Source organism: Nonomuraea sp. NPDC001684 (genome assembly GCF_053596515.1).
In genome coordinates, this window is the sequence record NZ_JBSFGJ010000125.1 from 1 (window position 1) to 22,160 (window position 22,160).

Sequence of the window (22,160 nt, forward strand, 5' to 3'; positions counted from 1 at the left end):
AGATCACGGTGCCGGCGCGTTCGTAGATGCGGCCCTTGGCGGCGGCGTACTCGGCCATGGAGCCGTGCCAGTCGAGGTGGTCGGGGGCGATGTTCAGGATCGCCGCGGCGTGCGGGGCCAGGGTGCTGGACCAGTGGAGCTGGAAGCTGGACAGCTCGACGGCCAGGGCGTCGTACGGCTCGGCGACGGCGCGGACGACCGGGACGCCCACGTTCCCCACGGCCAGGGCGTCGAGCCCGGCGGCCTGGAGGATCGAGGTGAGCATGCGCACGGCCGTGGTCTTGCCGTTGGTGCCCGTCAGCGCGAGCCAGGGTGCGGCGTGCGGCGGGCGCAGCCGCCAGGCCAGCTCCACCTCGCCGACGACCTCGACGCCGGCCGCCAGCGCGGCGGCGACCAGCGGGTGGTGCGGGGCCCAGCCGGTGGTGACGAGCCTGGTCGTGCCCTCGGGCAGCACCATCTCGCCGAACCTGGTCTCGACCCCGGCGCGGGCCAGCTCGGCCGCGGCGGCCAGCTGCCGCTCACCCTCCACGGCCTCCACGACCACGACCCGCTCGCCGCGTCCGGCCAGTGCCCCGGCCACCGCGGTGCCGGAGACGCCGAGCCCGGCCACGCACGTCAACGTCATGGCTTGGGCATCCACTCGACGTAGAACAGCCCGAGCCCGAGCGCCGCGCAGAGCCCGGCGATCAGCCAGAACCGCACCACGATCGTGGTCTCGGCCCAGCCCTTCAGCTCGAAGTGGTGCTGCAGCGGCGCCATCCTGAACACCCGTTTCCCGGTCATCTTGAAGAACCCGACCTGGATGATGACGGACGCCGTGATGATCACGCACAGCCCGGCCAGGATGATCAGCAGGAGCTGCGTGCGGGTGGCGATGGCCAGGCCGGCCAGCACGCCGCCCAGGGCCAGCGAGCCGGTGTCGCCCATGAAGATCTTCGCCGGCGGGGCGTTCCACCACAGGAACCCGACCAGCGCCCCCAGCACGGCCGCGGCCACCACCGACAGGTCCAGCGGGTCGCGCACCCAGTAGCAGTTGGGCCCGAGCTGGTCGATGCAGTTGTTGCGGAGCTGCCAGTTGCCGATCAGCACGTACGCGCCGAGCACGACGCCGGTCGCGCCGCTGGCCAGGCCGTCGAGGCCGTCGGTGAGGTTCACGGCGTTGGAGAAGCCGACGATCATGAACAGCACCCAGATGGTGAAGCCGACGATGCCGATCGAGGGGCCGATGTCGCGCAGGAACGACAGCCGGGTCTCGGCGGGGGTGATGCCGTAGACGTTGGGCTGGCGGGTGATCAGCACGGCGAACACGGCGCCGACGACGAGCTGGCCGAGGGCCTTGGCGCCGCTGCGCAGGCCCAGGCTGCGCTGCTTGTAGATCTTGATGAAGTCGTCGAGGAAGCCGACCGCGCCGAGGCCGGTCATCAGGAACAGCACGAGCATGCCCGACACCGTCGGCGGCGACAGCGTGGCCAGGTGGGAGCCGCCGTAGGCCAGCAGCGCGGCCAGCACGAACACGATGCCGCCCATGGTGGGGGTGCCGCGCTTGCCCAGGTGGGCCTGCACTCCCTCCTCGCGGATCTCCTGGCCGTAGCCGCGCCGCGAGAACAGCCTGATCGCCAAGGGGGTCCCCAGCATCGACAGGACGAGGCCCACCGCGCCGGCGATGACGATGTTGATCACTGAGCGGCACCTCCGAGAAGGAGCTCCGCCGTGCGTTCCAGGCCCATCGCGCGGGGGCCCTTGACGAGCACCGCGTCGCCGGGGCGCAGCAGGCCGGCCAGTGCGGCCGCCGCTGCCTCGGCATCAGGGACATGTACGATCCGGGTCATCTGGGGAGCATATGGCCCTCCGCCACCTGGCGGTCCCGCGGCGGCCGAGGCCGCCGCGTTGGCGCCCTCCAGCACCGGGCCGGCGTCGGGACCGACGACGACCAGGCCCGTCAGGCCCGAACCGCCCGCCAGCCGCCCCAGTTCGGCGTTGAGCGCCGCGCTCTCCTCGCCCAGCTCGCGCAGCGCCGCGATGACCGCGAACCGCCGCCGCTCCTGCCCCATCACGCCGAACATGTCGAACGCGGCCCGCATCGAGTCGGGGTTGGCGTTGTAGGCGTCGTTGACCACCGTGACGCCGTCGGGCCGGTCGGTGACCTCCATGCGCCAGCGGCTGCGCGGCGTGGCCTCCGACAGCTCCTCGGCGATCGTGGCGACCGGCAGGCCGAGCTCGTAGGCCGCGGCGGCGGCGGCCAGGGCGTTCTCCACGGCGTGGGCGCCGTAGAGCTGGAGCGTGACCGGCGCGGCCCCGGACGGCGTGCGCAACGTGAACGAGGCCCGCCCGCGCCCGTCGACCGTCTCCTGCTCGGCCCTGATGGCCGCGCCCTCGCCGCGCCCGAAGTACGTGACGCGCGCGTCGGTGCGCGAGGCCATCTGCGACACCAGCGGGTCGTCGGCGTTGAGCACCGCCACCCCGGTGCGCGGCAGCGCCTCCACCAGCTCGCCCTTGGCCTTGGCGATGGCCTCCTTGCCGCCGAACACGCCGAGGTGCGCGGTGCCGACGTTGAGCACCACGCCGATCGTCGGCGGCGCGATGCGGGTGAGGTCCGCGATGTGGCCGATGTTGCGGGCGGCCAGTTCGAGCACCATGAACCGGGTGTCGACGTCGGCGCGCAGCACGGTCAGCGGGTGGCCCAGCTCGTTGTTGAAGCTGCCGACGGGCGCGATGGTCGGGCCCATCCGGCCGGCCAGCCTGGCCAGCAGGTCTTTGGTGCTGGTCTTGCCCGCCGAGCCGGTCACGCCGATCACGGTGGCCTGCGGCAGCGCGGCGGCCTGCGCGGCGGCCAGCGCGGCCAGCGCGACCGAGGCGTCGGGGACGATCACCGCCGGCGCGTCGACCGGCCTGGAGGCCAGGACGGCGACCGCTCCGGCCCGGATCGCCTGCGCGGCGTAGTCGTGGCCGTCGACCCGCTCGCCGGCGAGGGCGACGAACAGCGATCCCGGCTCCACCGCGCGTGAGTCGATCACTACGGGCCCGCGCACGACGGCGCGGGGGTCTGCCATGCCCGACAGGGCGCCCGAGGTTATCTCGGCGATCCTGGCCAGCGGCAACGGGATCATCGGTGCTTCCTGCTTTCGTTGCGTGCGTCGATCGCTTCGGCGACCACTTCGCGGTCGTCGAACGGGATCACTTCGCCAGAGACGTACTGGCCCTGCTCGTGACCCTTGCCCGCGACGACGATCACGTCGCCGCGGCCGGCCCGGCCGACGGCCAGGTCGATCGCGGCCGCGCGGTCGGGCTCAATGATCACATGGGCGCGGTCGCGGGGCGGAACGCCGAGCGCTCCCTCCATCATCGCGGCCAGGATGGCGAGCGGATCCTCCGAGCGCGGGTTGTCGTTGGTGAAAATCGCCACATCGGCCAGCCGGGCGGCGATCTCGCCCATGATCGGGCGTTTGCCGGTGTCGCGGTCGCCGCCGCAGCCCAGCACGATCGTCAGCGTGCCCGCGGTCACCTCACGCAGCGAGCGCAGCACCGACTCCACCGCGCCCGGCTTGTGGGAGTAGTCCACGAGCGCCTGGAACTCCTCCTCGGCGGAGGTGATGCGCTGCATGCGCCCGGGCACCCCGGTGAGGCTGCCCACGCCGTGCACGGCGGTCTGGAGCGGCACCCCCGACTCCACCAGGCAGACGATCGCGCCGAGCGCGTTGGCGACGTTGAAGGGGCCGGGCAGCGAGATCTGCGCGTCGGCCTCGACCCCGCCGGGACCGGCCACCCGGAACGCGCTGCCGTCGGCGCCGAGCCGGACCTCCAGCGCCCGCCACTCCGCCTCCGGGTCACCGAGCGCCGAGAACGTGGTCATCGGCACCTTGGCCCGGTGCAGCAGCTCCCGGCCGTGCGGGTCGTCGATGTTGGTCACGCCGACGCGGCTCAGCTCGGGCTGGAACAGCCTGGCCTTGGTGGCGAAGTAGTCCTCGAAGTCCTTGTGGAAGTCGAGGTGGTCCTGGGAGAGGTTGGTGAACAGGGCGACGTCGTAGAAGATGCCGTCGACCCGGCCGAGCGCCAGCGCGTGGCTGGAGACCTCCATGGTGGCCGCGGTGACCCCCTGCTCGCGCATCAGCGCGAACAGGGCGTGCAGCTGCGGGGCCTCCGGCGTGGTCAGCGTGGGCTCGAAGCGGAGGTCTCCGGCGGCGATCTCGACGCCGCCGACCAGGCCCGTCGTGTGGCCGGCCGCCCGCAGGCCGGCCTCCACCATGAAGGTGGTGGTGGACTTGCCGCTCGTGCCGGTCACCCCGATGACCTGGACGTCGTGGGCCGGCTGGCCGTAGACCCAGGAGGAGACCTGCCCGAGCAGCGCGCGCGGATCGGGCACGATCAGCACCGGCAGGCCGGTGGCCACGGCGGCCTCCCGCCCGGCCGGGTCGGTGAGGACGGCCACGGCTCCGCGCGCCATCGCCTCTGCGGCGAAGGTCGCGCCGTGCACGCGGTTGCCCGGCAGCGCCACGTAGAGATCGCCGCGCTGCACGGCGCGGGAATCGATGGTGACGCCGGTCAGGGCGGCATGGGGCGACCTCGACGTGCCGGAATCGGCGTCGAGCATGGTCGCGAGCCCGGTCAGCGGACGGGGCGGGCTGGTCTTGGGACGCATAGACGACGGGGGACGCACGGCGAGAGCGTACCTTCCCTGCTCACTGTCCCGCGCGCGTACGCACCGGCGGCGCGTCCGAGCCTGTGGGAGGAATCTTCCTGCTCTTGATGGCGAACGTCATCACATCCTTGAACACGGGGGCCGCGAGCTGGCCGCCGAAATGGCCGTTCTTGGGGTTCTGGAGCACCGAGAGCACCACCAGCCTGGGCGCGTCAGCGGGCGCGAACCCGGCGAAGGAGGCCGTGTAGCCGTCGTAGCGGCCCAGCTCGGCGTCGTAGCGGTCGGCGGTGCCGGTCTTGCCCGCCACCCGGTAGCCGGGGATGGCGGCCAGCGCGCCGGTGCCCTCGGCGCTCACCGCGGTCTCCAGCATCGTCGTGATCTCCTTGGCCGTCGTCTCGCTCACCACTCTGGTCTGCCTGCCCGCGGGAGCCGGGACGAACCTGCCGGACGCGTCGGTGGTGCCCGCCACGATCTGCGGATCGACGCGGACGCCGCCGTTGGCGATGGTCTGGTAGACGCTGGCGGTCTGCAGGGCGGTCACCGACACGCCCTGGCCGTAGGCGACCGTGCAGCTCTGGCTGCCCGACCAGTTCTTGTAGTTGGGCAGCAGGCCCGCCTCGGCGTTGGGCACGCCGCCCGCCGGGGTGCTGCCGAACCCGAACGCCCTGAGCATCGCGTACAGGCGCTCGCTGCCCACCTTGCGGGCGGCCATGATCGTGGCGACGTTGCTGGACTGGGCCATGGCCTGCCGGAAGGTCATCGCCTCGGGCTTGTGGGCGTGGGCGTCGCGCAGCACCCGGTCGGCGCACCTGATGTTGTCGGGCACCTGGAACACCGTGTCGGGGGTGACCTCCTTGGCCTCCAGCGCGGCGGCGGCGGTGATCACCTTGTTGGTGCTGCCGGGCTCGAACACGTCCGCGGCGGCCTTGTTGACGTAGGAGGACGCGGGGGCCCTGCGCCAGTTGCCCAGGTCGAGCTCGGGCGCGTTGGCCATGGCGATGATCTGGGCGGTCCGCACGTCCATGACGATGACCGCGCCGCTGCTCGCGCCCGACTCGCGCACCTGCTCGGCGACCGCCTTCTGGGCGGCCCACTGGATGTCGCGGTCGATGGTGAGCCGCACGTCCTGGCCGTTGACGGGCGCGGTGCGCTCGCTGCTGGTCATGGGGATGCGCAGGCCGTCGCGGCCGGTCTCGACGCGCTGCTTGCCGTCGCGGCCGGCCAGGATCGTGTTCTTGGCCTGTTCCATGCCGCCCAGGCCGTTGCCCTCGTCGCCGACGAAGCCGATGAGGCTGCCGGCCAGGTCGCCGGCCGGGTAGTCGCGGCGGTAGGTCTTCTTCGTGCTGAGGGCGGGCACGCGGGCCTGGAGCAGGCGGGTGGCCACGACCGGGTCGACGTCCCGGGCCAGGAGCTGGTAGCGGCTGCCGGTCCTGGACAGCTTGGCGGTCATCTCCTCCACGGTCTTGCCGAGCTGCCTGGCCAGGATCGCGGCCACGTTGGCGCGGACGTCCGCGGGGACCTTGGAGGGGTCGATGGACACCTCGCGGGCCTCCGACGTACGGGCCAGCGCGTTGCCGTTGACGTCGGTGATCGTGCCGCGCTTGGCGGGGATCTCCTCGACGTGCTGGCGCTGGCCGACGGCGGCGGCCTCGTAGACCTTGGAGTCGAGGCCCTGCATCTGGATCAGCCGGCCGGCGAAGATCGACAGGACGAACGTCATGCCGATCAGGCCGATGTTGATGCGCCGGCGCGGGCTGCCCAGGCGCAGCACCAGCGGGGGCCGCGGCGGGCGCGGCGGGGTGGGCGGGCGGCGCGGGCCCCTGGGGGGCGGCACGTCCGCGCCGCGGCGCAGCATGCCGCGCTCACGCCCGCGCGCCTGGTCCAGCCCGGAGGCGCGCCCCTGGCCGGACGCCGGACCGCGCCCCTGACCGGCCCCGGGACCGCGGGTCTGACCGGGCCTGCCGCCGCGCCCCTGGTCGGGCCGGGAGCTCCGGCTCTGGCCCGGCCCCGAACCGGGCCGCGCAGGCTCGGACCGCGAGCCGCGTCCTTGGTCGGATCGCGAGCCACGCGCCGGGTCGGGCCGGGAGCCGCGCCCCTGGTCGGATCTTGAGCCGTGGGCCTGGTCGGGGCCGGGGCCGTCGCCTCGACGGCGTGACCCCTCCTGCGGCGCCCTGTCCCTGGCGCCGTCGTCGCGCCCCTGGGACGCGCGCCCGCGCGCCCGGTCGCTCTCGTCCCGCCCCTGGGCACGGCCACGCGGACGGCCGCTCTCGTCGCGTCCCTGGGCGACACGGCCACGCGGACGGTCGTCGCCGTCGCGGCTCTGCGGGGTGCGCCCGCGCGGGCGGTCGTCGTCGTCGCGCCCCTGGGAGGCGGCGCGGTTGCGGGAATCGTCGCGGGAGTCGTCGCGCGGGCGGCGGCGTGGGCCGTCGCCCGGGTCGCGGCGCGAACGGGTGCCCTCGTCGTCGTCGCGGGGCCGGGCGCGGTCGCCGTCGTCGCGGCGCTGCCGGCCGCGGGAGCCGCCCGCGGAGTCGCGGCGGGCGCTGCCGCGCGCGTCGTCGTCGGGGTCGTGGGGCCGGCGGCCCCTCAGGTCGTCGTCGAACGGCAGGTCGAACGGGTCGGGGGGACGCTTGCGCGGCGAGTCGTCCGGCGCCCCCGGGCGGCCCGCCCCGTCGGAACGGGCAGAGCCCCCTCGCCCTGCCCGCCCCGGACCGCCCGGCGTACGACGAGCGGCGCCGGGCCCTCCAGGAGAGCCGGCGCCGCCAGCGCCGCGGCCGGGACCCTGTCCCCTGCCGCCTGAATCCCTCACCGCTCCGGGACCGCCGGGACACTCGGCTCGCCCTTGTCCCAGGGCCGCAGGTTCTTGTCCAGGTGGTAGCCCTGCGCCTCGGCGCGGTCGGCGATGTTCTGGGGCTGCATCTTGCGCTCGTACTCCAGCCGGAGCGCTTCCTTCTCCTGCTGGGCCACCGCGATCTCCTCACGCAGCTTGGCGTCGGTGATGGCGTCGCGGTTGAGCATGATGTTGAGCAGCAGCAGGCTCACCAGCCCGCCGCACATCAACCCGACGACGAGCAGCACGAACGGCGCCCGCTGCCGCTTGGTCGAGGGCCGCCGCGCGGCGGGACGGCGCGCGGGCGCGGCGCTCTCGCCGGGACGCGCGGCCGCCGGCCGCCGGTCACCGGTGTCAGGACGGGGCCGCGGCTTGGTCTGGTGCGAGACGCCCGGCCTGCGCGTGCCCGGCTTGGGCATGGCGCGGCGGACGGGCGCGACCCGGCCGGTCTCCTGCTCAATCGTCAACGCGGATCCTCTCTGCCGCCCGTAGCCGGGCCGAGGCCGCCCGCGGGTTGCGGGCGAGCTCTTCATCGCTGGGGAGCTCGGCTCCCCTCGTCAGCAGGCGGAACCTCGGCTGGTGTGCCGGTAGCGGGACAGGCAGCCCTGGCGGGCTGGTGTCCTTGGTTCGCGCCGTGAGGGCCTGCTTGGTGAGCCGGTCCTCAAGGGAGTGGTAGGAGAGCACGACGACCCGCCCACCCAGCGCCAGCGCGTCGAGCGCCGCGGGCAGCGCCGCCTCCAGGGCGGACAGCTCCGCGTTGACCTCGATGCGCAGCGCCTGGAAAGTCCTCTTGGCGGGGTTGCCGCCGGTGCGCCTGGTCGCCGCGGGGATCGCGTCGCGCACGATGTCGGCGAGTCTCTTGGTGGAGGTGATGGGCTCCTTGGCGCGTTCCTTGACGATAAGCCCCGCGACCCTCGGCGCGAAACGTTCCTCGCCGTAGTCGCGCAGGATTCGTGCCAGGTCGGCGGCCGGATAGGTGTTGACCACCCGCTCGGCCGTCAGCTCCTGCTCGGTGTCCATGCGCATGTCGAGCGGGGCGTCGTAGGAGTAGGCGAAGCCGCGTTCGGCCTCGTCGAGCTGCGGCGAGGAGACGCCGAGGTCGAACAGCACGCCGTGGACCGTGGGATGCCCGGCCTCGGCGACGATCTGGGCCAGGTCGCCCGAGGAGGCGTGGACCAGGGTGGTGCGGCCGGCATAGGGGGCGAGCCTGCGGGTGGAGAAGTCGATCGCGAACGGGTCGCGGTCGATCCCGATCAGGTGCAGGGACGGGAAGGCGGCGAGCAGGGCCTCGGAGTGGCCGCCGAGCCCGAGATTGGCGTCGACGACGACCGGCTCCGGCCCCGACAGCGCCGGGCCCAGCAGCTCCAGTACGCGGTCGAGCATCACCGGAACGTGACCGCCCGTGCCTGCGTTGTCGTCCATCTCCAACCCCCCCTCTCGCGTCCTGCTCGCGGATGACGCGTATCGGTCAATCGTCAGTCATTCCTGGGTCCCCACCCGGCGCCGTCCGGCCAGGTCCCCATCCGCACCCTCTTCGTGGACGCCCGCCCTCTGACACCGGGGAAGGTGCATCAGTTGGCAGGCAGTGGTTGCGGGTGGAGACCTCGCCGAACGACATCACCGACGGATCGACCGTGGTCACTACAAGATCCCTGGCAGCACCTCCTCCGACAGATCGGCGAACGCCTGCTCCTGCGCGTTGAGATAGGTGTCCCAAGCCTGCGAGTCCCAGATCTCCAACCGGGTGTTGGCCCCGATGACGACGCAGTCACGCTCCAGGCCGGCGTATTGACGCAGGCTCTGCGGGATCGTGACGCGTCCCTGCTTGTCTGGTTTCTCGTCGGACGCGCTTGCGAAGAAGACGCGGCTGTAGTCACGCACCGCCTTGGCGGTGACCGGGGCGGTGCTGAGAGCCTCGGTTATGCGCTGGAACTCCTCTACTGGAAAGACGTAGAGGCATCGCTCCTGGCCTTTGGTGATCACAAGACCCTCCGCCAGCTCCTCACGGTACTTAGCCGGCAGGAACAGCCGTCCCTTGTCGTCAAGACGCGGTTGATGGGTGCCGAGGAACATCGGCGCCACCTCCCGTGCCTCAGCGAAGCGCTCAGCGCTGGTGCACCGGGCCCTCCACTGCGCACCACCATACTCCACTTCTCCCCACCGTCAACTGATTCGAACCGTCTTCATCATCAGTTTCCGTTGCGTTACCGCAGGTCAGAGCGGTGGAGCTGGGGTGGGGGGCGCCGGGGGGCGGGCCAACCCTCATGGGCGTGTCGAGGGTTGGAAAGACCGGCGGTATAGGGGCTTCCGGCGGGCGCGAAGGCGGGGGTGGAGGAAAGTGGGGCCGCCGAGGGGGTCAGTGTCACGGGATTCGCACTGCTATGCGACAAGAACAGGAACATCAGCGGGGTTCCCTGGAATATCCACAAATGTCGCTCAAGAACCCGCAGCGTCGTAGGGTCGTACAGACAATGGAAAAGGAATGGCATGGCTCCCGTAATGGCACCGTGCGGGACAGCCGTCGCACTATGGAGGCCTGGTGGCACTAACCCATGACGTCCCTCCCCAGCTTGACGAGCTGGTCTCCACCGCCCACCGAATTCGGCAGGCCATCGAGTCGGTGATCGAGGGAAAGAGCGACGCCGTCCGTCTCACGCTGACCGTCCTGCTCGCCGAGGGCCACCTTTTGATCGAGGACGTGCCGGGGGTCGGCAAGACGATGCTCGCCAAGGCTCTGGCGCGGTCCATCGACTGCCCGGTGCGCCGCGTGCAGTTCACGCCCGACCTGTTGCCCAGTGACATCACCGGGGTCAGCGCCTACAACCAGCAGACGCGTGAGTTCGAGTTCAAGCCCGGGCCGGTGTTCGCCAACATCGTCGTGGGCGACGAGATCAACCGCGCCTCCCCCAAGACGCAGTCGGCGTTGCTGGAGTGCATGGAGGAGCACCAGGTCACCGTGGACGGCGTGACGTACCCCCTGGACGCCCCCTTCATGGTGATCGCCACCCAGAACCCCATCGAGATGGAGGGCACCTACCCCCTCCCCGAGGCCCAGCGCGACCGGTTCACCGCCCGGGTCGCCATGGGCTACCCGGAGCCGACCGCCGAGCTGGAGATGCTCGACGTGCACGGCAGCACCTCGCCGCTGGACAAGCTGGAGCCGGTCGCCACGACCGCCGAGGTGCGCGCCCTGATCGAGGCCGTGCGCGGCGTGTACGTCTCGCAGCCGGTCAAGAAGTACGCCATCGACCTCGTCGTGGCCACCCGCCACTCCCCCGACCTGCGGCTGGGCGCCTCCCCCCGGTCCACGCTGCAGCTCGTCCGCGCGGCCAGGGCGCACGCGGCGCTGGCCGGACGCGACTACGTCATCCCCGACGACCTGCAGGACCTGGCCGTGCCCGTGCTGGCGCACCGGCTGCTGCCCAGCGTCGAGGCCCAGGGCCAGCGCCGGCTGCCCGAGCAGGTGGTGACCGACCTCGTCAGGCGGGTGCCGGTGCCGGAGACGCGAGCGTCGTGAGGGCCGGACTGCGGGCGCTGACCTCCCGCGGCAGGTCGTTCCTGGCCTCGGGGATCGCGGCGCTGCTGATGGCGCTGATCCTGGGCGAGAACGACCTGTTCAGGATCGGCGTGCTGGTCACGGCGCTGCCGCTGCTGGCCGCGCTGGTGGTGGCACGTACCAGGTACCGGCTGAGCTGCGCGCGGAGGCTGGACCCGCCCAGGGCGGAGGTGGGCGGGGAGGCCACGGTGACGCTGCGCCTGGAGAACGTGACCAGGCTGCCGACCGGGCTGCTGCTGATCGAGGACACCGTGCCGTACGCGCTGGGCGTGCGGCCGCGGTTCGTGCTCGACCGGGTCGAGTCCAAGGGCGTGCGGGAGATCGACTACCGGGTCCGGTCCGACCTGCGCGGCAGGTACACGATCGGGCCGCTGTCGGTGCGCATCGCCGACCCGTTCGGGCTCGTGGAGCTGACACGGGCGTTCACGATCAGCGACACGCTCGTGGTGACGCCGCAGGTGGTGGCCTTGCCGCACGTACGGCTGTCGGGCGAGTGGACGGGCGGCGGCGACAGCCGCACCAGGAGCGTGGCCGCGGCCGGCGACGACGACGTGGCGCCGCGCGAGTACCGGCAGGGCGACGACCTGCGCCGGGTGCACTGGCGCTCGACCGCCCGGCACGGCGAGCTGATGGTGCGCCGCGAGGAGCAGCAGTGGCAGAGCCGCGGCGCGCTCCTGCTGGACACCCGCAGGCACGCCCACCGCGGCGAGGGCCCGCGCTCCTCCTTCGAGGTGGCGGTCTCGGCCGCGGCCTCGATCGGCGTGCATCTCGCCCACGAGGGTCTGGGCCTGCGGCTGGTGACCGACCAGGGCGCCGAGCACCTGACCGACCAGGGTCTCAGCTACTCGCTGCTGGACACGCTCGCCGTGGTGCGGCACAGCTCGGCCCGCTCGCTGGAGATGGGCGTCTCGGCCCTGCGCCAGGGCGGCGGCGACGGCCTGATCGTGGCCGTGCTCGGCGCGCTCGACCCCGAGGAGGCCAGGGAGCTGGCCAGACTGCGGCACAGCGGCGTCACCGGTGTCGCGGTCCTGCTCGACGCCGGCACCTGGGAGGGCGCAGGCCGGGGCTCGCACGAGAACTTCGACGCCGTTCAGGGCGTCCTGGCCGGTTACGGCTGGCGGATCGTCCGCCTGCCCGCCGGCACCTCCATCGCCTCGGTCTGGCCGGACGCCGCCAACCGCGGCAGGTACGCGCTCAACCCCACGGGAGGTGCGGCATGAGGCTGACGGCCGCCTCGGGTGTGGCCGCGTTCGCCGCGGCGATCCTGCTCTATCCGCTCTTCCAGGGCGGCGCCTGGTTCTGGACGTCGCTCGGCGCGGTGCTGGCCGTGATGGCCGCCGGGCTGATCGGCTCCCGCCTGTCGCTGCCCGCCTGGGCCGCGCCGCCGGCCGGGCTGGCCGCGTTATGGATCTTCCTGACCGTGGTCTTCGCCTCCGGCAAGGCGTGGGCGCTGGTGATCCCGACCAAGGAGTCGGTGTGGGAGCTGGGCCGGCTGCTCGGGGTCGGCTGGGCCGACATCCAGCGCTACGCCGCGCCCGTGCCGTCCACGGACGGCATCACGCTGCTGACCGCGGGCGGCGTGGGCGTCATCGCGATCGCCGTGGACCTGCTCGCCGCGCGGCTGCGGCGGGCGGCGCTGGCCGGGCTGCCGCTGCTGGCGCTGGCCACGGTCCCGGCGACGATCCTGGCCGAGCCGATCAGCTGGCCCGCCTTCATCATCGCCGCGCTCGGCTTCGTCAGCCTGCTGATCGCCGACGGGCGCGAGCGGGTGGGCCACTGGGGACGGGCGGTGCTCGTCCGCCGGACCAGGGCGGCGACCGGGCCGCGTCCGGACACCGGCGGGGCCAGGGCCGACACCAGCGGACTGCGGCTGTCGGGCAAGCGCATCGGGTTCGCCGCCATCGCGCTGGCCGTGCTGCTGCCCGCCGCGCTGCCGGTGATGGAGCCGGTCTCCTTCTTCCAGTTCGGCGTGGGCGGCCGGGGCGGCGGCAAGGGCAACTCGATCAGCATCGCGAGCCCGATCGCGAGCCTGCGGGGGCAGCTCGAACTGCCCGAGCGGCGCGTGGTGCTCACCTACAACAACAACGACGACAAGCCCAGGTACCTGCGGATCTACGCGCTGGACACCTTCGACGGCCAGCAGTTCGGCATGACCGAGCCGAAGGGCTCGCCGGACAACAGGACGGAGAACGGCCCGCTGCCGCCGCCTCCGGGGCTGAGCGCGAGCACGAAGGTCAGCAACGTCGTCACCAGGATCCGGATGAGCGACGAGATCGAGCGGCTGCAGTTCCTGCCGCTGCCGTACCCGCCGCGGCAGATCCGGGTGGACGGCGACTGGCGCGCCGACGTGGGCACGCTGATGGTCTTCTCCATCCCCGACGAGGCGGCCGGCCTGGAGTACGAGGTCGCCACCAGCGAGCCGGCCGCCACGCCGGAGCTGCTGGAGTCGCTGGAGGGTGTCCAGCCGAGCGTGGACCGGCGCTACCTGAAGCTGCCGGACAACCTGCCGCCGGAGATCGTCCGGCTGGCGCGTTCGCTGACGGCGCAGACCAACTCCAACTACGAGGCGGCGGTGAAGCTCCAGCAGTTCTTCACCAAGGACGGCGACTTCCGCTACGACCTGCGCACGCAGGGGCACGGCAACTCCGCGCTGCGGGACTTCCTGCTGCGCGACCGCACGGGTTACTGCGAGCAGTTCGCGGCCTCGATGGCGGTGCTGGCCAGGATCGTCGGCATCCCGTCGCGGGTGGCGATCGGCTACACCGGCGGCACTAAGGCCGGCGACAACTGGACGGTCACGACCGGCGACTCGCACTCCTGGCCCGAGCTGTACTTCGAGGGCGTGGGCTGGCTGCCGTTCGAGCCGACGCCGTCCGGGTCGCTGGGGCAGGGCAGCGCGCGGGTGCCGGACTACACGGTCCCGCCGGCGCCTTCGACGACGCCGTCCACCTCGCCGAGCAGCGGCGCGACCGAGTCCGGCGCCGACGACCCGATCAACCCCTCCACCCGGCGCAACCCGCGCGAGCTCGACCGTGAGGGCCTGATCGCCACGGGCGGCCTGCCGCCGGACGACTCGATGCCGCTGATCGGCAAGATCGGCATCGGCGCGGGCGCGTTGCTGCTGCTCCTGCTGGTCCCGGCGGCGCTGCGGCTGCTCACCAGGAACCGGCGGGTGCGCGCGCTGGGCTGGAAGGTCTCACAACCGGCCGACGACCTGACGGCCAGGATCGCGACCGCCCACCACCCGTCGATCGCGGCCGTCTGGGCCGAGCTGGACGACGTGCTTTGCGACTACGGCATGACCCGCGGCGCCAGCGAGACCCCCAGGGCACTGGCCCGGCGGCTGAGCCGGCAGTACGAGTTCGACGCCGAGTCGGCGGCCGCCATGACGGCCATCGCGACGACGGTCGAGCGGGTGCTGTTCGCCAGGGACCCGGGCACGATCGGGCCCATGAGAAAGGACCTGCGCAAGGTGCGGCAGGCCCTGGCGGCGACGGTGTCGCGGGGACGGCGGATGCGGGCGGTGCTGCTGCCGCCCTCGACGCTGCGGCGGCTGCGGGCGCTGGGCGAGCGCCTGCTGGACGGCTTCGACCTGCTGGAGAACATCAGGCTGCGGCGGACGGCGGCCCACAAGGGCGCCTGAGCCGCCTGCCCAGGACCGAGCGTGCGGTCGCTCCCCGGAAGGGGAACGGCCGCACGTTCGCGTAGGGCGGAAGGTTCGGGACCGGCGAGGAGCGGCGAGGAGGTCAGCGCTCGTCGTGACGACGGCGCCAGCGCTCCTCCATGCGCTCCATGAAGGTGCCCCGGTTGGCGCGCCGGGGCTGCCTGCCCGTGGCGCCGGCGCCCGGGGCCGGCGGCGAGTCGCCGAACCCGTTCATGCGCTTCCAGCTGGACAGACCCCACAGACACGCGGCGAGCATGACCACGAAACCGCCGACGCCGAGCGGGATCTGACTCATGACCACGCCGACCATCATGATCACGACGCCGAGCGCAAAGCCGATGGAGGCTTTGATCAGGCGACGCTTGTAATGGCTGCGCGGGTCACTGATCCTTACGGTGTTGGCCCACTTCGGGTCCTCGGCGTAGAGGGCCTGCTCGATCTGGTCGAGCAAGCGCTGCTCGTGCTCAGAGAGCGGCACGGCGCCTCCCAAGGACAGCCCCAGGACGGGGAAGACGGCAACGGACGACACGGGGTGTCCGAACCTCGCGGTCGGTTATCCCCAGAATACGAGGCTGTAGACGTAGGCGAAAGCAAACGTCCAACGCAGACCAAACCGGAGGTGACGTCATGGCTCCATTGTGGACCATCTCGCACCCCTTCCCCCAAAATCGCGACATCCTTCTCCTACCCGACTGACCGATCGAGTAGGACATGGGCGTCATGTCTCTATTTCATCAAGCTTGCCACGTACCAGCGACGCTGGGAGCACCGCATCGGGGCCAAATCTCCGGATCGCCTTGTCCATCGCCTGTTCGGCCTCGCGCCAGCCGGTCTCGCGCTCGCCCAGACCGAGCTGATGGGTGGCCTCGCCGGCCGGGCGCAGGTTCTCCATCCGGACCCCGACCAGGCGCAGGCGCACCCGCTGGAGACCGGCGGCCTCGAACAGCTCGCAGGCGGTGGCGTAGATCACCTGGGCCACGTCGGTCGGCTCCCGCAGGGTGCGCGACCGGGTGATCGTGGTGAAATCGGCCCGGCGCAGCTTCACACTTACAGTTCTGCCCACGTGTCCGCCCTTACGCATCCGGGCCGCCACGCGCTCGGCCAGGCGCAGCAGCTCGCGCCGGATCACCTCGGGATCGTCGACGTCGGCCGCGAAGGTCTCCTCGTTGCCGATGCTCTTGTCGGGCACGTGCGCGGTCACCGGACGCTCGTCGCGCCCCCAGGCCAGCGTCGCCAGGTGGCCGCCGACGGCCTGCCCGAGCTCGCGCTGGAGCGTGCCCAGCGGCACTCTGGCCAGGTCGCCGACGGTGCGGATGCCGAGCCGGACGAGGGACTGCTCGGTGCGCTCCCCCACGCCCCACAACGCCGCGACCGGCAGCGGGTGGAGGAAGTCGACCACCTGCCCTTCGGGCACCACCAGCAGGCCGTCGGGCTTGCACTGCTTGGAGGCCAGCTTTGCCACGAATTTGCTGGAGGCCACCCCGACCGAGCAGGTGATGCCGTAGCGGTCGAGGACCTGCTCCCTGATCATGGCGGCGATCGTCGCGGGCGGGCCGAGCCGCCGCCGGGCGCCGCCGACGTCGAGGAACGCCTCATCGGAGGCGATCGGCTCGACCAGCGGGGTGATCGAGTGGAAGATCTCCATGACGCCCCGGGAGACCTCGGAGTACTTGCCGTGGCTGGGCGGGATGATCGTGGCCTGCGGGCACAACCGGCGCGCCCTGCTCATCGGCATCGCCGAGTGCACGCCGAACGCCCTGGCCTCGTAGGTGGCGCTGAGCACGACGCCGCGCCCGGCCGGCGAGCCGACGATCACCGGGCGGCCCCGCAGCTCCGGCCGTTCCAGCAGCTCGACGCTGGCGAAGAAGGCGTCCATGTCGACGTGGAGAATCGGGCAGCCGCTGTCATCGACCCCGGTCCGCGGCGCGGGGCCGATGCCTGTGATCTGCTTGCGGGACACGCCTGCGAGTCTATCCGAACAGACGTTCCAGACTAGGGGCGGTGGCCGAGGACGTGCACCTGGGTGGCGACATCCCGTAGCACGGGGTGGACGGCGGCGGCCTGCTCCAGCGCCACGAGCGCGTCGGCCGCGCCGGGCTCGCCGTCGACGAGCCGGCTGGGCACCAGGTCGGCGAAGACCCGCACGCCGTGGACCGCGCCGACGGTGAAGCCCGTGGCGGTCAGCAGCTGCGCCAGGGTCTCGGCGGTGAAACGCCGCGGCGTGGGGTCGCGGTCGCCCCACGTGCCGCGCGGGTCGGACAGCACGGCCCTGGCCTCGTCGAACTGCCCGGCCAGCGCCCGGTGGATCGCGCTGGCCACGGGGTTGGCGGCCAGCACGCTGACGGCGCCACCCGGGCGCAGCAGCCCGGCGACGGCGGCCAGCGCGCCGGTGGGGTCGTCGACGTACTCCAGGACGCTGTGGCACAGGACCAGGTCGGCGCTGTCGCGGTCGAGCAGGTCGCCGAGGTCGGCGGTGTCGCCCTGCAGGCCGCGCACGCCCACGCCCTTCTCCTTGGCCCGGCGCTCCAGCGCGGCCAGCGAGTCGGGGCTGGGGTCGACGACGGTGACGGTGTGGCCGAGCTCGGCCAGCGGCACGGCGAACCCGCCGGTGCCCCCGCCGGCGTCGACGATGTCGAGCGTGGCCCGGCCGACGGCCTCGGCACGCTCGGCCAGCACCGACCGCAACGCGCCCCACACGACGGCGGTGCGCCCCGCCGGGGTCTTCGTGGTGACGCCTTCTGCTCGCAACGTCGGCTCGCCTCTCTCTCCTCCGCGGGCGGCCCTCGCCCTGTGCGGACGGGCCCAGCCTACGCCGTACGCGGCGTCGCCCGCAGGCCGGACCCTAACCGTCGAAGGCCGCCGCGATCCTCTTCGGCGCGCGCAGCCGCCAGACGTCGGTCAGCAGCTCGGCCAGCTCGCCGGCCGCCACGGCCGCCAGGCGCACCAGCACCACGGCGTGCCCGTCGTAGTGGGGTGTGGAGAGGAACGTGCCGGGGACGGCGGCGATCAGCTCGTGCTTGAGCTCCACGCCGCCCACCGGCACGGCGAGCACGCCGTCCTCCTGCGTGATCCGGGCGAACCACCTGCCGCGCACGTAGAAGGCGGGCGTGCCGTACATGGGTTTCTCGGCGGTCTCGGGGAGCGCCAGGGCGAGGGCGCGCACCTCGTCTTCGGTCACCATGGGACCGATGCTCACACAGAAAGCCGGACAAGGCCGGACGGGGCCGGAAAAGGGCGCGTCGCGGCTGGTGACGCGCCACTTCCCCGGACCGGCTCACGGCCCCGCGGCCAGGCCGGGGACCGCACCGGAAGGCCGCGCGCCGGCGCGCCTCCCGCCGCCTCTTCGCGAGCCGTACGGACCGTCTGAGTGGAACGTACTCCGAAACGGCCTTCGCGGCCTTTGTCTAAAGGGTGAGGCTTGGCTTGAGTTGCTTGAACCGGGCCAGCAGGCCGTTGATGAACTGCGGCGACTCGTCGGTCGACAGCTCGCCCGCCAGGTGCACCCACTCGCTGATGACCACGCCCTCCGGCACGCCGGGCATCCACAGCAGCTCGTACGTGCCGCCGCGTAGCAGATTGCGGTCGACCGCGGGCATGCGGTCGAGTGTCCAGCCCTCGGAGTAGGTGGTGATCAGCTCGTCGATGCGGGCATGGTGGCGGGCGACGCCCTCGACGATGGCCGAGGTGTACTCGTTGACCGGCGGCTCCTGCCGCTCGACGCGCTCGGCGAGGATCTTCAGCGGATCCTCCGAGCGCAGCTCGGCCTCGAAGAGGATGTCAAGGGCGCGCCTGCGTGCTTTGCCGCGTGCAGACACCTCAGGCCCGGCCGAGGTATTCGCCGCTGCGGGTGTCGACCTTGACCTTCTCGCCGGTGGTGATGAACAGCGGCACCTTGATCTCGGCGCCGGTCTCCAGCGTGGCGGGCTTGGTGCCGCCGGTGGAGCGGTCGCCCTGCAGGCCGGGCTCGGTGTTGGAGATCAGCAGCTCGACGGCGGCGGGCAGGTCGACGTAGAGCGCCGAGCCCTCGTTGAACGCGATCGTGGCGAGGGTGTTCTCCAGCATGTAGTTGGCGGCGGTGCCGACGGTGCGGGCGGGCACGTTGACCATGTCGTAGGTCTCGGTGTCCATGAAGACGAAGTCGTCGCCGTCCTTGTAGGAGTACTGCATCTCGCGCTTGTCGACGTTGGCCACGTCGACCTTCACGCCGGCGTTGAAGGTCTTGTCGACGACCTTGCCGGAGAGGACGTTCTTGAGCTTGGTGCGCACGAACGCGCCGCCCTTGCCCGGCTTGACGTGCTGGAACTCGACAACGCTCCAGAGCTCACCGCCCTCGAGCTTCAGCACCATGCCGTTCTTGAGGTCGTTGGTCGTCGCCACTCGTTCTCTCCCGCGTGTGGCCGCTCTAAAGGACGAGCAGCTCCTTGGTGGTCTTGGTGAAAAGTTCCGGCCCGCCCTCACGGGTCACGAGGGTGTCCTCGATGCGAACCCCGCCCCGCTCGGGGAGGTAGATCCCAGGCTCGACGGTGATCGGAACTCGATCCTCTAGTCTACCGGTCCTGGAGGGGCCCAGGAACGGGTCCTCGTGGATCTCCAGGCCGACGCCGTGGCCCAGGCCGTGCCGGAAGCGCTCGCCGTGGCCCGCCGCCTCGATCAGGCCGCGGGCGGCGGCGTCGACGTCCTTGGCCCGGGCTCCCGGGGTCAGGGCGTGCCGGCCGGCCCGCTGGGCGCGCCTGACCAGGTCGTACAGGTCGCGCTGCCAGGCGGCGGGCGCGCCCAGGCAGACCGTCCTGGTCATGTCGGCGTGGTAGCCGTGGTAGCGGGCGCCGAAGTCCATCGTGACCAGGTCGCCGGCGCGCAGCTCGCGGTCGGTGGGGGCGTGGTGCGGGATCGCTCCGTTCTCTCCGGCGGCGACGATCGTGTCGAACGCCGGCTTGTCGGCGCCCAGCTCGGTCATGCGGTTGTCGAGGAGACGGGCCAGGGCGCGCTCGGTGAGGCCCGGCGCGATCAGCGGGAGCACGTCGGCGAAGGCCTGGTCGGTCAGGGCGCAGGCGGTGCGGATGAGCCCCAGCTCCGCCTCGTCCTTGACCGCGCGCAGCTCCTCGACCAGCGGGCCGAGCGGCACCAGGCCCTGGCCCTGGCCCTCGCTGTCGCCTCCGCTCTCTGCCAGGCCCGCCTCCAGGCGGCGGAAGGTCGCCACGGTCATGGCGGCGGCCTCGATGCCCACGCCCGGCGCCGCCAGCCGGCCAGCCACGTCGGGCGCCTCGACCGCGGGCACGTCCAGGGCGCGGGTCTTGTCGATGTAGCGGTTGTCGGTCGCCAGCAGCGCCGACCCGTCCGCCCTGACCAGGACGGCGGCGTTCGAGCTGACCAGCCCGGTGAGGTAGCGGACGTTGACGGGGGAGGTGACGAGGAGCGCGGGGACCTCGTGGGCGGGCAGCGCGGCGGCCAGGCGTGCCCGGCGCGCCGCGTGGTCGATGGTCATCCCGCCAATGTACGCGCGCCCCGCCCCCTCCCCCACCCGGCCAGGAGAGGGGAAACCACGGGCCCCCCGCCCCCCGTCACGGTCAGGAGACGGCGAAGTCGTCCAGGAAGGAGGCGAGGGGGCCCGACAGGGGGACGTCGCCCTTCACCTGGGCCTTGCGCAGGTCCCGGTAGACGCCGGCGATCTGGCCGCGGGCGGGCTCGAAATGGCCGTCCTGGAGCTTCTTGGCGGCCTTCCTGAGCTTGTCGTGGACCTTCTCGGCGACATGGGGGTCGATGTCGCCGATGTCCTCCTGGGCCGTCACCGCCTCGTCGAACTTCACCAGCCAGTGGTCCCAGCCGCCCGCCGGGGTCTGCCCGGAGTCCAGGGTCGCCTTGGGGCCGACGGTCTGGACCAGGCTGGTGGCGGTGTCGCTCGGGGTGAGGTCGGTGGGGCTGGCTCGGGGCGGCTCGGAGGTCGGGCGGGCGGGCGGCGCGACGTCCGGCGTCAGGACGGGCGTGGGGGGCCTGCTCGCGCTCGGCTCGGCCACCGGGGTCTCCTCGCGCGAGCCCGCCCACATCACCATGGCGACGGCCACCACGGCGATGACCGCGACGGCGATCCCCATCTGGATCAGCAGCTTGTTCCCGGTACGCGGCGGCGCCGGGTCCAGCTCGGCGGACTCGTAGACGGCGGTGTCACCGGCCCGCGGGACGCCGTTGAAGTCGTAGACCTGGGTGTCGCCCGGCCGGCCCGCCGGGGCGCCGGCGGGGTTGGCGGCCGCCGGGGCCGCTCCCGGGGCCGCGCCGGGCCGGGCGATGGCGGCCAGGGCCCGGCGGACGGGCTCGCCGCCCGAAGGCCGCCTGGCGGGGTCGGGCGCGAGCATCGCGAGGACGAGCCGGTCCAGCTCGGCCGGGATCTCGGGCCGGATCGCACTGGGCGGGACGACCCCCTGCCCGGCAATCCCGGGCGCCGCGGCGCCGGGAGCCGCACTCGGGCCACCCACGGTCCCGGGAGTCACGGCCCCGGCGCCTGCGGTTTCCGGAGCCTCGGTTCCAGGGGCCGGGGTTGCGGGGGCGGAGGGCGGGGACGGCGGGGTGGCGCGCATGCCGGTCACCGGCAGGTCGGGGGCGGCGGCGGGCGGGCGGCCGCAGAGGAGCTCGTAGCAGACGGCGCCGAGGGCGTACAGGTCGGCGGCGGCCGTGGCGGGACGGCCGGAGGCCCGCTCAGGGGCCAGGTAGCGGCGCTCGGCCTGGGACGGCTCCTCGTCCGGCAGCCCGAACCCGACGACCTTCAGCACGCCGCTGGCCGCCCGCCGGAAGCTGCCGGAGTCGATCTGCCCGTGGAACACCCCGGCGCGGTGCGCGGCGTCCAGCCCGGCGGCCGCCTGGCCGACCAGGTCGCACACCTCGACGATCGGCATGGGCCCCTCGGCCGCCAGGTCCTCCCCCACGCTGGTCCCGGTGAGGAACTCGGTCACCAGGAACGGGGCGCCCTCCTGGTCGCCCACGTCGAGGACCATGGCCACATTGGGGTGGATCACCCTGGCCACCGCCTGCGCGTGCTGCTTCAGCGCCTCCCTGGCGGCCTCGCCGGCCGCGCCGGTCTCGCCCGCGCCCAGGATCTTCACGGCCACGACCCAGTCGGCGCGGGTGTCGTAGGCCCGCCACACCTCACCCATCGGACCGCTGCCGATGAGCTCGTCAAGCCGGTACCGGTCGGCGACCATCGAAGGCGTAGCGTCGGACATATCCCCGCCAAAAACTCGAAAAGTGGGCTATTTCCGACCCACCATAGGGCCCCCCAGCCCCTCCCCGCCCCATGATCCACGGTTCGCATCCCCCGTCAGGCCGCGCCCGCCGTCCCTCGACATAACGACTTTCGTTATTTACGATTATCGTTATGCCCATGAAGTGGATCAACCGGCTTGAGGTCCTGTTGAGCATCGGCCTCGTCCTCGGCTGCCTCGGCGCGCTCACCGCCCTGGGGGCCACCGTCCTGATCGCCGTGTTCGGC

19 protein-coding genes are annotated in these 22,160 nt (G+C 72.6%); 3 read left to right on the forward strand and 16 right to left on the reverse strand.

Annotated features, from left to right (window positions below; genetic code table 11):
- The 8 genes from ACWCSD_RS22655 to mraZ all read right to left on the reverse strand — a co-directional run.
- The coding region (locus tag ACWCSD_RS22655; protein ID WP_449917594.1) for a Mur ligase family protein at positions 1-625 on the reverse strand (625 nt) is incomplete at its 3' end.
- On the reverse strand, positions 622-1,680 hold the full coding sequence (mraY, locus tag ACWCSD_RS22660; RefSeq protein ID WP_352325068.1) for a phospho-N-acetylmuramoyl-pentapeptide-transferase: 1,059 nt from the start codon (positions 1,678-1,680) through the stop codon (positions 622-624). The genes ACWCSD_RS22655 and mraY, both read right to left, overlap by 4 nt.
- Entirely contained in the window at positions 1,677-3,107 is a 1,431-nt protein-coding gene (locus ACWCSD_RS22665; RefSeq protein ID WP_449917597.1) for a UDP-N-acetylmuramoyl-tripeptide--D-alanyl-D-alanine ligase, read from the reverse strand. The genes mraY and ACWCSD_RS22665 overlap by 4 nt, the downstream gene beginning before the upstream one ends.
- On the reverse strand, positions 3,104-4,636 hold the full coding sequence (locus tag ACWCSD_RS22670) for a UDP-N-acetylmuramoyl-L-alanyl-D-glutamate--2,6-diaminopimelate ligase (RefSeq protein WP_387667465.1): 1,533 nt from the start codon (positions 4,634-4,636) through the stop codon (positions 3,104-3,106). The genes ACWCSD_RS22665 and ACWCSD_RS22670 overlap by 4 nt, the downstream gene beginning before the upstream one ends.
- 40 nt (positions 4,637-4,676) lie before the next feature.
- Complete coding sequence (locus ACWCSD_RS22675) at positions 4,677-6,407, reverse strand: peptidoglycan D,D-transpeptidase FtsI family protein (RefSeq protein ID WP_449917619.1); 1,731 nt, start codon at positions 6,405-6,407, stop codon at positions 4,677-4,679.
- A 1,031-nt stretch (positions 6,408-7,438) separates the two neighbouring features.
- A complete protein-coding gene (locus ACWCSD_RS22680; RefSeq protein ID WP_358293945.1) occupies positions 7,439-7,930 on the reverse strand; it encodes a hypothetical protein in 492 nt (163 codons plus the stop codon).
- Positions 7,920-8,885 carry a 16S rRNA (cytosine(1402)-N(4))-methyltransferase RsmH gene (rsmH, locus tag ACWCSD_RS22685; RefSeq protein WP_387666398.1) on the reverse strand — a complete coding sequence of 322 codons (966 nt, stop codon included), beginning with the start codon at positions 8,883-8,885 and terminating at the stop codon, positions 7,920-7,922. Before rsmH ends, ACWCSD_RS22680 begins: the two co-directional genes overlap by 11 nt.
- A 219-nt stretch (positions 8,886-9,104) precedes the next feature.
- Complete coding sequence (mraZ, locus tag ACWCSD_RS22690) at positions 9,105-9,536, reverse strand: division/cell wall cluster transcriptional repressor MraZ (RefSeq protein WP_352326976.1); 432 nt, start codon at positions 9,534-9,536, stop codon at positions 9,105-9,107.
- A 466-nt stretch (positions 9,537-10,002) separates the two neighbouring features.
- Between mraZ and ACWCSD_RS22695 the strand changes: the two genes are divergently transcribed.
- The 3 genes from ACWCSD_RS22695 to ACWCSD_RS22705 are packed head-to-tail and all read left to right on the forward strand — an operon-like array spanning position 10,003 to position 14,662.
- A complete protein-coding gene (locus ACWCSD_RS22695) occupies positions 10,003-10,980 on the forward strand; it encodes an AAA family ATPase (protein WP_352326975.1) in 978 nt (325 codons plus the stop codon).
- Complete coding sequence (locus ACWCSD_RS22700) at positions 10,977-12,239, forward strand: DUF58 domain-containing protein (protein ID WP_358293949.1); 1,263 nt, start codon at positions 10,977-10,979, stop codon at positions 12,237-12,239. Before ACWCSD_RS22695 ends, ACWCSD_RS22700 begins: the two co-directional genes overlap by 4 nt.
- Complete coding sequence (locus ACWCSD_RS22705; protein WP_397162159.1) at positions 12,236-14,662, forward strand: transglutaminase family protein; 2,427 nt, start codon at positions 12,236-12,238, stop codon at positions 14,660-14,662. The genes ACWCSD_RS22700 and ACWCSD_RS22705 overlap by 4 nt, the downstream gene beginning before the upstream one ends.
- A gap of 103 nt (positions 14,663-14,765) precedes the next feature.
- Here the strand turns inward: ACWCSD_RS22705 and ACWCSD_RS22710 are convergent, their stop codons facing one another.
- The 8 genes from ACWCSD_RS22710 to ACWCSD_RS22745 all read right to left on the reverse strand — a co-directional run bounded on the left by ACWCSD_RS22710 (position 14,766) and on the right by ACWCSD_RS22745 (position 21,894).
- Complete coding sequence (locus tag ACWCSD_RS22710; protein WP_364331446.1) at positions 14,766-15,161, reverse strand: DUF3040 domain-containing protein; 396 nt, start codon at positions 15,159-15,161, stop codon at positions 14,766-14,768.
- A 240-nt stretch (positions 15,162-15,401) separates the two neighbouring features.
- A complete protein-coding gene (gene dinB / locus ACWCSD_RS22715) occupies positions 15,402-16,643 on the reverse strand; it encodes a DNA polymerase IV (RefSeq protein WP_449917604.1) in 1,242 nt (413 codons plus the stop codon).
- A gap of 32 nt (positions 16,644-16,675) precedes the next feature.
- Positions 16,676-17,431 (reverse strand): methyltransferase domain-containing protein, encoded by a 756-nt coding sequence (locus ACWCSD_RS22720; protein WP_449917606.1) that lies wholly within the window; start codon positions 17,429-17,431, stop codon positions 16,676-16,678.
- Between the two features lie 94 nt (positions 17,432-17,525).
- Positions 17,526-17,864, reverse strand: coding sequence for an MmcQ/YjbR family DNA-binding protein (locus ACWCSD_RS22725; protein WP_449917608.1), 339 nt, complete (start codon positions 17,862-17,864; stop codon positions 17,526-17,528).
- Between the two features lie 223 nt (positions 17,865-18,087).
- On the reverse strand, positions 18,088-18,498 hold the full coding sequence (nusB, locus tag ACWCSD_RS22730) for a transcription antitermination factor NusB (RefSeq protein WP_387666389.1): 411 nt from the start codon (positions 18,496-18,498) through the stop codon (positions 18,088-18,090).
- A gap of 1 nt (position 18,499) precedes the next feature.
- On the reverse strand, positions 18,500-19,060 hold the full coding sequence (gene efp, locus ACWCSD_RS22735) for an elongation factor P (RefSeq protein WP_352326968.1): 561 nt from the start codon (positions 19,058-19,060) through the stop codon (positions 18,500-18,502).
- A 25-nt stretch (positions 19,061-19,085) separates the two neighbouring features.
- Positions 19,086-20,165, reverse strand: a complete 1,080-nt coding sequence (locus ACWCSD_RS22740) for a M24 family metallopeptidase (RefSeq protein WP_449917614.1) — start codon at positions 20,163-20,165, stop codon at positions 19,086-19,088.
- A gap of 82 nt (positions 20,166-20,247) precedes the next feature.
- Positions 20,248-21,894 (reverse strand): serine/threonine-protein kinase, encoded by a 1,647-nt coding sequence (locus tag ACWCSD_RS22745; RefSeq protein ID WP_449917616.1) that lies wholly within the window; start codon positions 21,892-21,894, stop codon positions 20,248-20,250.
- Positions 21,895-22,160 lie beyond the last annotated feature (266 nt).